At 64.4% G+C, this 14,164-nt stretch carries 17 protein-coding genes; 16 read left to right on the forward strand and 1 reads right to left on the reverse strand.

What is annotated here, in order from left to right; translation table 11 throughout:
- Positions 1-49: 49 nt before the first annotated feature.
- From ACVWYO_RS16475 to ACVWYO_RS16490, 4 genes are all read left to right on the forward strand, one after another.
- Positions 50-1,066, forward strand: a complete 1,017-nt coding sequence (locus ACVWYO_RS16475) for a L,D-transpeptidase family protein (RefSeq protein WP_457352603.1) — start codon at positions 50-52, stop codon at positions 1,064-1,066.
- Positions 1,067-1,070: 4 nt separating this feature from the next.
- Positions 1,071-1,682, forward strand: coding sequence for a M23 family metallopeptidase (locus ACVWYO_RS16480; protein ID WP_457352605.1), 612 nt, complete (start codon positions 1,071-1,073; stop codon positions 1,680-1,682).
- A gap of 57 nt (positions 1,683-1,739) precedes the next feature.
- Positions 1,740-2,303: an elongation factor P gene (gene efp, locus ACVWYO_RS16485; RefSeq protein WP_140849783.1), complete on the forward strand. Its 564-nt coding sequence runs from the start codon at positions 1,740-1,742 to the stop codon at positions 2,301-2,303.
- 145 nt (positions 2,304-2,448) lie between these two features.
- On the forward strand, positions 2,449-3,261 hold the full coding sequence (locus ACVWYO_RS16490) for an inositol monophosphatase family protein (protein WP_332791003.1): 813 nt from the start codon (positions 2,449-2,451) through the stop codon (positions 3,259-3,261).
- Between the two features lie 173 nt (positions 3,262-3,434).
- On the opposite strand, the gene ACVWYO_RS16495 is transcribed toward ACVWYO_RS16490, so the two are convergent.
- Positions 3,435-4,088 (reverse strand): hypothetical protein, encoded by a 654-nt coding sequence (locus tag ACVWYO_RS16495; RefSeq protein WP_457352608.1) that lies wholly within the window; start codon positions 4,086-4,088, stop codon positions 3,435-3,437.
- A gap of 179 nt (positions 4,089-4,267) precedes the next feature.
- Between ACVWYO_RS16495 and ndhC the strand changes: the two genes are divergently transcribed.
- The 12 genes from ndhC to nuoK are packed head-to-tail and all read left to right on the forward strand — an operon-like array spanning position 4,268 to position 14,163.
- Entirely contained in the window at positions 4,268-4,642 is a 375-nt protein-coding gene (ndhC, locus tag ACVWYO_RS16500; RefSeq protein WP_457352610.1) for an NADH-quinone oxidoreductase subunit A, read from the forward strand.
- The gene (locus ACVWYO_RS16505) at positions 4,633-5,211 is read left to right on the forward strand and encodes a NuoB/complex I 20 kDa subunit family protein (RefSeq protein WP_229839220.1); all 579 of its coding nucleotides are present in this window, start codon (positions 4,633-4,635) and stop codon (positions 5,209-5,211) included. Before ndhC ends, ACVWYO_RS16505 begins: the two co-directional genes overlap by 10 nt.
- Complete coding sequence (locus ACVWYO_RS16510; protein ID WP_457352613.1) at positions 5,208-6,032, forward strand: NADH-quinone oxidoreductase subunit C; 825 nt, start codon at positions 5,208-5,210, stop codon at positions 6,030-6,032. The genes ACVWYO_RS16505 and ACVWYO_RS16510 overlap by 4 nt, the downstream gene beginning before the upstream one ends.
- Positions 6,029-7,264 carry an NADH-quinone oxidoreductase subunit D gene (locus tag ACVWYO_RS16515; RefSeq protein WP_457352615.1) on the forward strand — a complete coding sequence of 412 codons (1,236 nt, stop codon included), beginning with the start codon at positions 6,029-6,031 and terminating at the stop codon, positions 7,262-7,264. Before ACVWYO_RS16510 ends, ACVWYO_RS16515 begins: the two co-directional genes overlap by 4 nt.
- Before the next feature lie 26 nt (positions 7,265-7,290).
- Positions 7,291-7,596 (forward strand): nuclear transport factor 2 family protein, encoded by a 306-nt coding sequence (locus tag ACVWYO_RS16520; RefSeq protein ID WP_457355024.1) that lies wholly within the window; start codon positions 7,291-7,293, stop codon positions 7,594-7,596.
- A complete protein-coding gene (locus ACVWYO_RS16525) occupies positions 7,596-8,264 on the forward strand; it encodes a complex I 24 kDa subunit family protein (protein ID WP_457352617.1) in 669 nt (222 codons plus the stop codon). Before ACVWYO_RS16520 ends, ACVWYO_RS16525 begins: the two co-directional genes overlap by 1 nt.
- Positions 8,264-9,568, forward strand: a complete 1,305-nt coding sequence (gene nuoF, locus ACVWYO_RS16530; RefSeq protein ID WP_140849777.1) for an NADH-quinone oxidoreductase subunit NuoF — start codon at positions 8,264-8,266, stop codon at positions 9,566-9,568. Before ACVWYO_RS16525 ends, nuoF begins: the two co-directional genes overlap by 1 nt.
- Positions 9,568-11,568 carry an NADH-quinone oxidoreductase subunit NuoG gene (gene nuoG, locus ACVWYO_RS16535; protein ID WP_457352619.1) on the forward strand — a complete coding sequence of 667 codons (2,001 nt, stop codon included), beginning with the start codon at positions 9,568-9,570 and terminating at the stop codon, positions 11,566-11,568. Before nuoF ends, nuoG begins: the two co-directional genes overlap by 1 nt.
- Entirely contained in the window at positions 11,565-12,734 is a 1,170-nt protein-coding gene (gene nuoH, locus ACVWYO_RS16540; RefSeq protein WP_457352621.1) for an NADH-quinone oxidoreductase subunit NuoH, read from the forward strand. Before nuoG ends, nuoH begins: the two co-directional genes overlap by 4 nt.
- A complete protein-coding gene (nuoI, locus tag ACVWYO_RS16545; protein WP_133189365.1) occupies positions 12,731-13,216 on the forward strand; it encodes an NADH-quinone oxidoreductase subunit NuoI in 486 nt (161 codons plus the stop codon). The genes nuoH and nuoI overlap by 4 nt, the downstream gene beginning before the upstream one ends.
- Before the next feature lie 33 nt (positions 13,217-13,249).
- Positions 13,250-13,861: an NADH-quinone oxidoreductase subunit J gene (locus ACVWYO_RS16550; protein WP_140849773.1), complete on the forward strand. Its 612-nt coding sequence runs from the start codon at positions 13,250-13,252 to the stop codon at positions 13,859-13,861.
- Entirely contained in the window at positions 13,858-14,163 is a 306-nt protein-coding gene (nuoK, locus tag ACVWYO_RS16555; RefSeq protein ID WP_010187224.1) for an NADH-quinone oxidoreductase subunit NuoK, read from the forward strand. Before ACVWYO_RS16550 ends, nuoK begins: the two co-directional genes overlap by 4 nt.
- Position 14,164: the final 1 nt, after the last annotated feature.

Raw genomic sequence — 14,164 nt, forward strand, 5'->3', positions numbered from 1 at the left:
CGTGTCGCAAGTCGTTGTCTGCATAGTGAATATGTAGGAGCCGAGCGTAATGCGGAAAATGGTGGCCGGAACGGCCTGTCTGGTGATAGCCTCCTTTGGGCTGATCGCCGCCGCCGCGCCCGGAACAAAGGTCGCCATGGCCGCCACAAAGCTCGATCCCTCGACGCTGCATGTGCAGGTGATCCTCGATCATCTCGGCTTCTCGCCCGGCGTACTCGACGGTCGCGAGGGTAAGTCGCTGGTTGCCGCCCTGAAGGGCTTCCAGGAAACACGCGGCCTTCCGCAAACCGGCGCGATGGACAAGCCGACGCTGCAGGCGCTGTACCCCGATCGCAAATGGCGTCCGACGGTGACGGTCACCCTCACGCCGGAAATGCTCGCCGGGCCCTACACCAATCCTTTGCCGAAGAACCCGGCACTCCAGGCAAAACTGCCGCAGCTGGGCTATCGCAACGCGATGGAGAAGCTCGGCGAGATGTTCCATACCACGCCAGCAGTGCTGGTCGAGCTCAACAGCCCGACGACGCCGCTCAGGGCCGGCAGCAAGATCGTGGTGCCCAACGCGATCGCATCATCGATGGCGTACGACGCGAAGTTGCCCGAAAAGTGGCGGCAGACGCTCGCCTCGCTCAACATCGACTCGACTCAGCCTGCAGGCGCCAAGATCGTGGTGAGCAAATCACGCGAAGTGCTCCGTGTGCTCGACAAGGACGGCAAGCTCGTCGCGCAGTTCATGGCGACGATGGGCAGCGAGCATGATCCGCTCCCGATTGGCACGTGGAAGATCAACGGCCCGTCGTACAATCCGACGTTCCACTACAACCCCAAATTGTTCTGGGATGCCAAGGGCAGCGCGAAGGCCGCCTTGCTTCCGCCGGGCCCGAATGGGCCGGTCGGCGTGGTATGGCTCGATCTCTCCAAGGAGCATTACGGCATCCATGGCACACCCTCGCCAGAGACGATCGGGCGCGCCGAGAGCCATGGCTGCATCCGCCTGACCAATTGGGACGTCGCGCGGCTGGCGATGATGGTCAAGCCGGGCACACCGGCCATTTTCGAGAAGTGACCGCGTGAACCGGGTCGCGCGTTTCATCCTGATCTCGCTGGCGATCATGGCGGCGGCGTGGATTGCCCTTCTGGCTTTGCTACCCGAGGCGTCGCGCCGGATCGGGGGCAGCATCTCGCCATCTCTCGGCGTTGCCCCTGGGTCTGCGGGCTCGGCGCCGGCGGGGGTGGGGGCTGTGCTCGCCGTCCCGGTCGGCGGTATCCAGCGGCAGGATATCCGCGACTCCTGGGGCGATCCGCGCGAGAATGGCTTGCGCGAGCATCACGGTGCCGATCTGGCTGCTCCCGCCAACACCCCCGTCTCCGCGGCGGCGCCGGGTGTGGTCGAGAAACTCTGGACCAGTGCGGCGGGCGGGACCACCGTGTACGTCCGCTCACCGGCGAGAAACTGGACCTATTACTATGCCCATCTCAGCGGCTATGCGCCCGGACTGCATGAGGGCCAGTCGGTCAAGGTCGGCGATGTGCTCGGCTATGTCGGCGATACCGGCAACGCCGGGGCGGGCAATTTTCACCTGCATTTCGGGCTGACCCACACCACACCCGACCAGCATTGGTACGAAGGCGTCGACGTCGATCCCTACCCCTATCTTGCCGGAAAGGCCTTGCCCCGCTAAGGCTCACCTCCGCGCGGCGTGCCGTGCGCTTGGCTCTTTCCAACTACAGGCTCCCCCATGAAGATCAACGCGGTCGAAATTCGTCCCGGTAATATCCTGGAATATGAAGGCGGTATCTGGAAGACCGTCAAGATCCAGCATACCCAGCCGGGCAAGGGCGGGGCCTATATGCAGGTCGAGATGAAGAACCTCATCGACGGCCGCAAGACCAATGTCCGCTTCCGTTCGGCCGAAAGCGTCGAAAAGGTGCGGCTGGACACGGTCGATTTCCAGTATCTGTTCCGCGAGGGCGAGACGCTGACCTTCATGGACAAGATCAATTACGAGCAGATCACGCTCGACGCGGGCATCCTCGGCGATGCAGCGGCGTTCCTGCAGGATGGCATGGATGTCGTGATGGAGCTGTGGGAAGAGCGCCCGATCTCGGTGCAGCTCCCCGACACGATCGAGGCGATGATCGTCGAGGCCGATGCCGTGGTGAAGGGGCAGACCGCCTCGTCGAGCTACAAGCCTGCGATCCTCGAGAATGGCGTGCGCGTGATGGTGCCGCCGCATATCGGTGCCGGCACGCGGATCGTTGTCGACGTTTACGAGCAGACCTACGTGAGGCGCGCGGACTGATCTAGGTCCCTCTCCTTGTGGGAGAGGGTGGCCAAGCGAAGCGAGGTCGGGTGAGGGCAGGGCCTTTACCGACCCTCACCCTCCCACCGCCGTTGGCGGCGGGCCCCGCCCTCTCCCGATGGGAGAGGGGATTTGGAAAAAGACTATGCCCTCCCATTCCGGCCTCATGACGATCATCGACCGCGCGGTCCGCAAGGCCGGCCCACGGCTTCGGCGCGATTTCAACGAAGTTCAGCAGCTGCAGGTCAGCCGCAAGGGCCCGGCCGACTTCGTGTCGATCGCCGACCAGCGCGCCGAACAGACGATCTACGAGGAACTGTCGCGCGCGCGCCCAGATTGGGGCTTCCTGATGGAGGAGCGCGGCGAAGTCGCCGGGGACCCCAACAAGCCGCGCTTCATCGTCGATCCGCTCGACGGCACGACCAACTTCCTTCACGGAATTCCCCACTTTGCCATTTCGATCGGCGTCGAGGAGCCGCTGCCCAACGGCAAGCGTGAGATCACCTCGGCGATGGTCTATCAGCCGATCACCGACGAAGCCTTCTGGGCGGAGAAGGGCCGCGGCGCCTGGGTGCAGGAGCAGCGGCTGCGCGTCTCGGCACGCCGCGACCTTGCCGACTCGCTGATCGCGACTGGCATTCCGTTCCTCGGTCATGGCAATTTCACCGAGTGGAGCCGGATCTTCGGTGCCATCGCCCCCGAAGTGGCGGGCATCCGTCGCATGGGTTCGGCCGCGCTCGATCTCGCATGGGTCGCGGCGGGACGGTATGACGGTTATTGGGAAAGCGGCCTGAAGCCGTGGGACGTCGCGGCAGGCATGCTGCTGGTCAAGGAAGCGGGTGGTTTCGTCAGCGATTTCCGCGGCAGCGACCAGATGGTCCAGCGCAGCGAAATCCTCGCGGCGAACGATGCCTTGCAGTCGCGCCTGCACAAGCTGCTGGCGAACGCCCTGCGCTAGGGTTCATGGTTCCGTTCGTTATCCGTCACCCCGGGCTTGTCCCGGGGGGCGCCGGGATACGCGGTCTGCGGTGGTAGGATGGACGGCACGATGGACCCCGCCACGGAGTCGGGGAGACGGAGGGTGTCGAGCCGGCGCGATCGCCCACGTTCACTAAGCCAGCGCATCCTGCCTCAACCTCGCGCTTTCCCGAGCCCATGTGCCGCCCGGTACCGATCGACCGCCGCCAGCACTCCGGCAATCTCCGCCGCTACAAAACCGGCATCGCGTGCCACGCCCGAATGCGCCTTGAGCCGATAGCGCCACGTCGCGGGCTGCCCCGGCACGTAGCGCGCCGCGAATTGCCGCAGCAAAGCCTCGTTCACGTCGAAACCAACCACCTCGTCGAACGGGCACCCCTCGACCCGACGGCACCCATCGCGCGAGCGGAGGATGACCGTCAGCGGTTCCGTCGCCGGCCCCGTCGGCGTCTCGTAATTGACGGTTTCGAACGAGTCGCGGTGGCGCGCGATATAATGCATCGCGTGATAGACCTGGAACCGCGCGGCGCCGCTCTGCTTGTCGATGAACACGCGGAAGAAGGCGTCGGTGTTGACGATGCCGAGCAGTCCGACATGCTGCTGCCAGCCATTCCGGGTGGTGATCGTTGCGACCGTCTCGAGCGCATCATCGCGCAGATCGGACGCCGCTTCGAACTGCTCGGGCGTCATGTCGAGCAAGCGTCGCAGTTGGCGCGGCATCGCGTCTCGATCGGCGCCGAGTCCGGGCGCGGGGAGGATCGCCAGGCAGACCGCAGCCAGAGCAGTGACGATATCGAGCCGACTCATGCGGATTCCCCCAAATCCAATAGCTTGATCCTCCGCCTCGAACCCACGCTCCGTCAAGGGCTCAGGTGGTTGCGCTTGTTGCGATTCATTCTCATGGCCCAGAGCCTTGCCCGCTCGGGACCATCGTCCTAAAGCCGCGGGCATCCGTTCGCACGTGCGAGAAGCACCCAAGGGTTATCATGCTCGACCTGTCGCAATATCTCCCGATTCTGCTGTTCCTGGGCGTAGCCCTGGTGCTGTCGAGCGCGTTCGTGTTCCTGCCGATCCTCGCGGCACGCTTCACGGGCGCGAACAAGCCCACCGCCGAAAAGCTCAGCGAATATGAATGCGGTTTCCCCGCGTTCGAGGATCCGCGCAGCCAGTTCGACGTGCGCTTCTACCTCGTCGCCATCCTGTTCATCATCTTCGATCTGGAAGCGGCGTTTCTCTATCCCTGGGCCGTATCGGTCTTCAAACTCGGCTGGGTCGCCTGGGGCTCGATGATGCTGTTCATCGTCGAACTCGCGCTCGGCCTCGTCTATGCATGGAAGAAGGGAGCGCTCGAATGGGAGTAGCACCAAGCCTGCCCGGTCACTCGGGCCCCGTCGAGCTGCTCCGGCAGCCAAGCGGCAGCGACATCATCCAACCCGATCAGGCGTTCTTCAACGATCTCAACGGCGAGCTCGGCGACAAGGGTTTCCTCGTCACCTCGACCGAGGACCTGTTCCACTGGGCGCGCACCGGCTCGCTGTGGTGGATGACGTTCGGTCTCGCGTGCTGCGCGGTCGAGATGATCCACGTCAACATGCCGCGCTACGATCTCGAGCGTTTCGGCGCCGCGCCGCGCGCGTCGCCGCGCCAGTCGGACGTGATGATCGTCGCGGGCACGCTGTGCAACAAGATGGCCCCGGCGCTGCGCAAGGTCTATGACCAGATGTCGGAGCCGAAGTACGTCATCTCGATGGGGTCGTGCGCCAATGGCGGCGGCTATTATCACTATAGCTACAGCGTCGTGCGTGGCTGCGACCGGATCGTTCCGGTCGACATCTACGTTCCGGGCTGCCCGCCGACCGCCGAAGCGCTGCTCTACGGTATCATGCAGCTCCAGCGGAAGATCCGCCGCGTCGGGACGATCGAACGGTGAGGGCGCCCGCACCCTCCTATGTCGCCAATGATGGCGTGATCGACGCGGCGTCGGCTGCGCTCGGCGGCCGTCTGCTGCATTCGCTCGACGCCGTCGGCGAAATCGCGCTGCACGTCGATCGCGTCTCGCTGGTCGAGACGATGGTCGCGCTGCGCGATACGCCCGGCCTCGAATATCAGCAGCTGATGGAAATCGCCGGCGTCGACTATCCCGATCGCGGGATCGATCGTTTCGAAGTCGTCTATTGCCTGCTCTCGCTGACTCGCAACCATCGCATCCGCGTGCATGTGCAGACCGATGACGAGAAGCCGGTGCCGTCGGTGACGGGCATCTGGCCGGTCGCCGGCTGGCTCGAGCGCGAAGTGTACGACATGTATGGCGTGCTCTTTTCGGGCAATGCCGATCTGCGGCGCATCCTGACCGATTACGGCTTCCGCGGTCATCCGCAGCGCAAGGACTTCCCGCTCACGGGCTATGTCGAATTGCGCTATTCGGAAGAGGCCAAGCGCGTCGTGTACGAGCCCGTCCAGCTCGCGCAGGATTTCCGCACGTTCGATTTCATGAGCCCGTGGGAAGGCGCAGAGTACGTCCTCCCCGGCGACGAGAAGGCGAAGGTTCCGGAGCAGAAGGGCGCGCCGACGCCGCTCAAGGCCGACGAGATCGTCAAGGCCGACGCCAACGTGTCGGCCAAGGCCGCGCCGAGCGATCCCAAGACGACCGAAAGCACCGCGCAATCGGGCGCCGGCAGGCCCGGTCCAGGTGCCGGCGAGAAGCCCGCCGATCCCGACGTCGTTCCCTCCCCCAAGGGGCAGAACCAGTGACAGAGTATCTCGACCAGCTCGAAAAGCGTGTCGACGGCGAAGACCCCGAGGTCGGCGACGTCGAAATCCAGAACTACACGATCAACTTCGGTCCGCAGCATCCGGCCGCGCATGGCGTTTTGCGTCTGGTGATGGAGCTCGACGGCGAGATCATCGAGCGCGTCGATCCGCACGTCGGCCTGCTGCACCGCGGCACGGAGAAGCTGATCGAATACAAGACCTACATGCAGGCGCTGCCGTATTTCGACCGGCTCGATTACTGCTCGCCGCTGTGCATGGAGCATAGCTATGTGCTCGCGGTCGAGAAATTGCTCGATCTCGAAGTGCCGTTGCGCGCGCAGTATCTCCGCGTGTTGTTCGCCGAGCTGACGCGCATTTCGAACCACATGCTCAACCTCGGTTCGCACGTCATGGACGTCGGCGCGATGACGCCGAACCTGTGGCTGTTCGAAATCCGCGAAGACTGCATGAACTTCTTCGAGCGTGTCTCGGGCGCACGCATGCACAGCGCGTATTTCCGTCCGGGCGGCGTCCACCAGGATGCGCCGCTCAAGCTGCTGACCGACATCGCCGACTGGCTCGACACGCGCCTGCCGCGTCTGTTCGAGGATGCGATCTCGCTCGTCGCCGACAACCGCATCTTCAAGCAGCGCAACGTCGACATCGCGACGGTCAGCCGCGACGATGCGATCAAGTGGGGCTTCTCGGGCCCGATGATCCGCGGCTCGGGCATCGCCTGGGATCTGCGCAAGTCGCAGCCGTACGACGTGTACGACCGGATGGACTTCGACGTGCCGGTCGGCACGCGCGGCGATTGCTATGACCGGTTCATGGTGCGCGTCGAGGAAGTCCGCCAGTCGGCGCGGATCATGAAGCAGTGCTTGAACGAGATGCCCGAGGGGCCGATCGCGTCGCTCGACCGCAAGGTCGTGCCACCCAAGCGCGCCGAGATGAAGCGCTCGATGGAAGCGCTGATCCACCACTTCAAGCTCTACACCGAGGGCTTCCACGTGCCGGCAGGCGACGTCTATGTCGCGACCGAGAGCCCCAAGGGCGAGTTCGGCGTGTATCTCGTCGCCGATGGCACCAACAAGCCGTACCGCTGCAAGATCCGCCCGACGGCCTTCTCGCATCTGCAGGCGATGGACTTCATGTCGAAGGGCCACATGCTCGCCGATACCACCGCCATCCTCGGCGCGATGGACATCGTGTTCGGCGAGTGCGACCGGTGACGGGCAAGCTCGAGACCGCGCATCGCATGATCGCGCTGTACAATGCGCAGGATGCCGACGGCTATGTCGACCTGATGACCGACGCGGCGTGCGAGGCGACCTATCGCGGCGCCGTCGTCCGCGAAGGGCGTGAGGGCGTGCGATCGGGGCTCAAGGCGATGTTCGCGCAGTTCCCGCACAACCATGCCGGGATCCTGTCGTCCTACGTGCTCGGCGACACCGTCGTCCTGCACGAGAATGTTTCGCGCGCGCCCGGCGGTGAAGCGTTCGAAGTCATGTCCATCTATTCGTTCGTCGGCGACAAAGTCGACCGCGTGGAGTTCATCCGCTAATGGCCGAAGCGCCCAAAATTCCTGACGAGGCCGAGACCCGCGCGCGCTGGGGCGCGTTCGCCTGGACGCCCGAAAATCAGACCAAAGCGAACGAGATCCTCGGCCGCTATCCCAAGGGGCGCGAGCAATCGGCATCGCTGCCGCTGCTCGATCTCGCGCAGCGCCAGGTCGGTGCCGAGACGCAGACGCAGGGTTGGTTGCCGGTTCCGGTGATCGAGTTTGTCGCACGCCAGATCGGCGTGCCGTACATGCGCGTCTATGAAGTCGTCAGCTTCTACACGATGTTCAACATGGCACCTGTCGGCCGCTATCACGTCCAGGTCTGCGGCACGACGCCGTGCCTGCTCGGCGGCAGCGACGACGTGCTGTCGGCGTGCAAGAACAAGGGTCTGATCAAGGGTCGCACGACGCCCGATGGCATGTTCACGCTGACCGAGGTCGAGTGCCTGGGTGCCTGCGCCAACGCGCCGATGGTCCAGATCAACGACGATAACTTCGAAGACCTGGATTACGACAAGACCACGGCGATCCTCGAGGCGCTCGCCACGGGCGGGACGGTGACGCCTGGCTCGCAGACCGGGCGTCGCGACAGCTGCGCCGCGGGTGGCCCGACCAACCTCGTCGCTATGGTCGACGAGAATCACGATTATCGCGGGGAGTGGGGCTGATGCTCGCCGATAAGGATCGCATTTTCACCAACGTCTACGGCTTCCAGCCGTGGAACCTCGACGCCGCGATCAAGCGCGGCGATTGGGACGACACCAAGGGCCTGATGGCACGCGGCCAGGATGCGCTGATCGATGCGGTCAAGGCGTCGGGCCTGCGCGGCCGAGGCGGCGCTGGTTTCCCGACCGGCACCAAATGGTCGTTCATGCCGAAGGAGCCGAAGGCGGATCGCCCGAACTTCCTGGTCATCAACGCCGACGAATCCGAGCCGGGTTCGTGCAAGGATCGCGAGATCATCCGCCACGATCCGCACAAGCTGATCGAGGGCGCGCTGATCGCGGGCTTCGCGATGCGCGCGCGCGCGGCCTACATCTACATCCGCGGCGAATATATCCGCGAGGCCGAAGTGCTCTTCGCGGCGATCGCCGAGGCGTATGACAAGGGTCTGATCGGCAAGAACGCTTGCGGGTCGGGCTATGATTTCGACGTGTTCTGCCATCGCGGCGCCGGCGCCTACATCTGCGGCGAAGAGACCGCGATGCTCGAGAGCCTCGAGGGCAAGAAGGGCCAGCCGCGGCTCAAGCCGCCGTTCCCGGCAGGGGCGGGGCTCTATGGCTGCCCGACGACGGTCAACAACGTCGAGTCGATCGCGGTCGTTCCGACGATCCTGCGCCGTAGCCCCGAGTGGTTCGCCAGCTTCGGCGCCGAGAACAACCGCGGCACCAAGCTGTTCCAGATCAGCGGCCATGTGAACAAGCCGTGCGTCGTCGAAGAGGCGATGTCGATCACGTTCCGCGAACTGATCGAAACGCATTGCGGCGGCATTCGCGGCGGCTGGGACAACCTGCTCGCGGTGATCCCCGGCGGATCGTCGGTGCCGCTCGTGCCGGCGGCCGAGATCATGGACTGCCCGATGGATTTCGATGGCCTCAAGAAGGTCGGCTCGGGACTCGGCACTGCGGCGATCATCGTGATGGACAAGTCGACCGACATCGTCCGCGCGATCTCGCGGCTGTCGTACTTCTACAAGCACGAGAGCTGCGGCCAGTGCACGCCGTGCCGCGAAGGCACCGGCTGGATGTGGCGCGTGATGGAGCGGATGCGCACCGGCGACGCCGACATCTCCGAGATCGACACGCTGTATCAGGTGACCAAGCAGGTCGAAGGCCACACGATCTGCGCGCTCGGCGATGCCGCGGCATGGCCGATCCAGGGCCTGATCAAGCACTTCCGCCCGGAGATGGAGCGGCGGATTACGGAAAAGCGTGGCGGTGGTCTCTCGCCGATGATGGAAGCGGCTGAATAATGCCTATTGTCAAAGTCGATGGCGTCGAAGTCGAAGTGCCCGCTGGTGCCACCGTGCTCCAGGCGTGCGAGATCGCCGGCAAGGAAATCCCGCGCTTCTGCTATCATGAGCGCCTGAGCATCGCCGGCAATTGCCGGATGTGCCTGGTCGAGGTGAAGCCTGGTCCGCCCAAGCCGCAGGCGTCGTGCGCGCTGCCGGCGGCGGACAAGCAGGAAATCTTCACCAACTCGCCGATGGTCAAGCAGGCGCGTGAAGGGGTGATGGAGTTCCTCCTCATCAACCATCCGCTCGATTGCCCGATCTGCGACCAAGGTGGCGAATGCGATCTGCAGGACCAGAGCCTCGCTTATGGCCGCGGCCACTCGCGCTATGACGAGAATAAGCGCGCGGTCACCGAGAAGTATATGGGCCCGATCGTCAAGACGGTGATGACGCGCTGCATCCAGTGCACGCGCTGCATCCGCTTTGCCGAGGAAGTCGCCGGCGTCGAGGAAATCGGCGCGATCGGTCGCGGCGAGGACATGCAGATCGTGTCGTACCTCGAAGGCGCCGTCACGAGCGAGTTGTCGGGCAATGTCGTCGATCTGTGCCCGGTCGGCGCGCTGACCTCGAAGCCCTACGCTTTCGAGGCGCGTCCGTGGGAATTGAAGAAGACGCTGACGATCGACGTGATGGACGCGGTCGGCACCAACATCCGGCTCGACAGCCGCGGTCGCCAGGTGCTGCGCGCCGTGCCGCGGATCAACGAGGACGTGAACGAGGAGTGGGCGAGCGACAAGACTCGCCACGCCGTCGACGGCCTGGTCCGCAAGCGCCTCGACACGCCTTACATCCGCACGGACGGCCGCCTCACCAAGGCGACGTGGGACGAAGCGTTTGCTTCCATCGCGGCGGTCGACGCGGGGTCGAGCGTTGCCGCGGTCGCGGGTGACCTGGTCGACGCCGAGACGATGTATGCCGCCAAGGCGCTGCTCGCGAGCATGGGGTCGACCCTGCTCGAAGGTCGCCAGACCGGCATGGATTACGACACGTCGAGCCTCGCTGCGGTCAATTTCAACACCACGATCGCCGGCACCGAAAAGGCCGACGTGATCCTGCTCGTCGGCAGCAATCTGCGCTGGGAAGCGCCGCTGGTGAACACGCGGATCCGCAAAGCCATCAAGAAGGGCGCCAAGGTCTTCGCGATCGGACCGGAAACCGAGCTGACCTACAAGGTCGAGTGGCTCGGCGCCGATCTGGCGCTGCTCGGCAATCTGCCGGAAGCCGTGACCGAGGCATTCGCTTCGGCGGAGCGTCCGATGGTGATCGTCGGCGGGGCAGGGCTCAAGGCACTCGGCGCCGCGCTCGCATTGGTTTCGCCGCTTGGCCTGATCAAGGACGCGTGGAACGGCTTCAACGTTGTCCATATGGCCGCGAGCCGGATGGGCGGACTGATGCTCGGCTTCGCGCAGAAGGGCGGCATCGCCGACCTCGTCGCGGCGGCGCCCAAGCTGGCTTTCTTCCTCGGCGCTGACGAAGTCGATTTCAGCAGGTTCGCTGGCAGCTTCAAGGTCTATGTCGGCCATCACGGCGACAAGGGTGCAGCGGCTGCCGATGTGATCCTGCCGGGCGCGAGCTATGCCGAGAAGTCGGGTACCTACGTCAATCTCGAAGGTCGCGTGCAGCGTGGCGAGCGGGCGGTGTTCCCGCCGGGCGACGCGCGTGACGACTGGACGATCCTGCGCGCGCTGTCGGCCGTGCTCGGCAAGACGCTGCCGTTCGACACGATCGAGGAATTGCGCGCGAACATGGCGAGCGATACGCCTGCGCTCGCCAATCTCGGCCTCGCCAGCCTCGACTGGGCACCGCCTGCGCTCGACGCGAGCGTGACCGGCGAGATCACCGGCTATCCGATCCAGGACTTCTACTTGACCAACGCCATCTGCCGCGCGAGCCCGACGATGCAGCGCTGCTCGTCCGAACTCGTCCACGGTGTCGACTATGCGGAGGCAGCGGAATGACCTCCTTCTTCACCTATCGCTTCGGCTGGGATTATGGCTGGGCGTGGTTCGCCGCCACGCTGATGGACATCCTGCTCGTCGCACTGCCGCTGATGCTGTCGGTCGCGATGATCATCTATGCCGATCGCAAGATCTGGGCGTCGATGGCGCTGCGCCGCGGCCCCAACGTCGTCGGGCCGTTCGGTCTGCTCCAGTCGTTCGCCGACGGGTTGAAGGTGTTCCTGCAGGAAACCATCATCCCGTCCGCGTCGAACAAGGTGCTGTTCCTGCTCGCGCCGATCATCACCTTCACGGTGGCGTTGATCGTGTGGGCGGTGGTGCCGTTCGATGCGCGCGCCGCGATCGCCGACATCAATGTCGGTCTGCTCTACGTGCTCGCGGCGTCGTCGCTCGGCGTGTACGGCATCATCCTCGCCGGCTGGTCGTCCAACTCGAAATATCCGTTCTACTCGGCGATCCGCGCCGCGGCGCAGATGGTGTCGTATGAAGTCGCGATCGGCTTCGTGCTGATCTCGATCGTGCTGTGGACTGGCAGCTTCAACCTGACGAACATCGTTCAGGCGCAGAAGGGCATGGGCTTCGGGCTGATCAACGGCTTCTTCATCAACCCGTTCCTCTTCCCGATGGCGGTGGTGTTCTTCATCTCGTCGCTCGCCGAGACGCAGCGCGCGCCGTTCGATCTGACCGAGGCGGAAAGCGAGCTCGTCGCCGGCTACCAGACCGAATATTCGTCGATGTCGTTCGCGCTCTACTGGCTTGGCGAATATGCCAACGTCATTCTGATGTGCACGCTCAACGCGACGCTGTTCTGGGGTGGCTATCTGCCGCCGCTCGACATCCCGATCCTGTACATGGTGCCGGGGATCATCTGGCTCTTCATCAAGATGCTGGTGTTCTTCTTCCTGTTCAGCTGGGTGAAGGCGACCGTTCCGCGTTACCGCTACGACCAGCTGATGCGGCTGGGCTGGAAGATCTTCTTGCCCCTGTCGCTGTTCTGGGTGTTCCTCGTCTCGGGCGTGCTGATGCTCACCCGCGTTGGCACCGAGTGTGCGCCGCAGGACCGGGTCTATTCCAAGCAATATCTCTATGACGACGGTCGTCAGCGCTATCCGACCGATGGCGTGTGCCAGGCCGCGTCCGCGAACCAGACGGAGAAGCGCTCGTGAACATCGGGCAGATCATCAAGTCGTACACGCTCTGGGAATTTCTCAAGGCGCACACGCTCACCTTGAAATATTTCTTCAAGGCCAAGGCGACGATCAACTATCCGTTCGAGAAGAACCCGATCTCGCCGCGCTTCCGCGGTGAGCATGTGCTGCGGCGCTATCCGAACGGCGAGGAACGCTGCATCGCGTGCAAGCTGTGCGAGGCGGTGTGCCCGGCACAGGCGATCACGATCGAGGCCGAACCGCGCGACGACGGCAGCCGCCGCACGACGCGCTATGACATCGACATGACCAAGTGCATCTTCTGCGGCCTGTGCCAGGAAGCCTGCCCGGTCGATGCCGTCGTCGAAGGCCCGAACTTCGAATATGCGACCGAAACGCGCGAAGAGCTGATCTACGACAAGGCGAAACTGCTCGCCAACGGCGACCGCTGGGAAAGCGCCATCGCGGCGAACCTTGCCGCCGATGCACCGTACCGTTAAGCGCCACGCAACTTAGAGGGGCCCACTGATTCCGTGATCCAAGCAATCGCCTTTTACCTGTTCGCGTTCATGGTCATCGCGTCCGCCGCGCTGACCATCACCGCGCGCAACCCGGTGCACGCCGTGCTGTGGCTGATCCTGGCCTTCTTCAACGCCGCAGGGCTGATGGTGCTCGTCGGCGCCGAGTTCATCGCGATGCTGCTCGTCATTGTGTATGTCGGCGCGGTCGCGGTGCTGTTCCTGTTCGTCGTGATGATGCTCAACATCGACTTCGCCGAGCTGCGCGCCGGCTTCGCCAAATATGCGGCGATCGGCGCGGTGTTCGCGGTCGGCCTCGCCGCCGAGATCATGGTCGCGTTCGGTGCCTGGAGCGCCGGCAAGATCGAGCTCGCACGCCGCGCCGCGCCGACGCCGGACACGGTGCCCAACATCGAGGCGCTCGGCATGCTGCTCTACACGCGCTACCTGTTCGTGTTCGAGGGCGCAGGGCTCGTGCTGCTCGTCGCGATGATCGGCGCGATCGTGCTGACGCACCGCGAGCGCAAGGGCGCGCGCGCGCAGAATGTCAGCCGCCAGAACGCGCGGCGTCCGCAGGATGCCACGCGCAACACGCAACCCACCGTCGGCAAGGGAATTGAGCTGTGATTGGTCTCGGCCATTATCTCGTGGTCGGCGCGATCCTGTTCGCGCTCGGCGTGCTCGGCATCATCGCCAACCGCAAGAACCTCATCGTCATGCTGATGGCGGTCGAGCTGATCCTGCTCGCGGTGAACCTCAACTTCGTCGCCTTCTCCGGCTATCTCCACGATCTCGTCGGCCAGGTGTTCGCGATGTTCGTGCTGACCGTCGCGGCGGGTGAGGCCGCGATCGGCCTTGCCATTCTCGTCATCTATTTCCGTAGCCGCGGGACGATCTCGGTCGACGACGCCAACCGGATGCAGGGGTAAA

The organism is Sphingomonas sp. UYP23, from assembly GCF_054059235.1.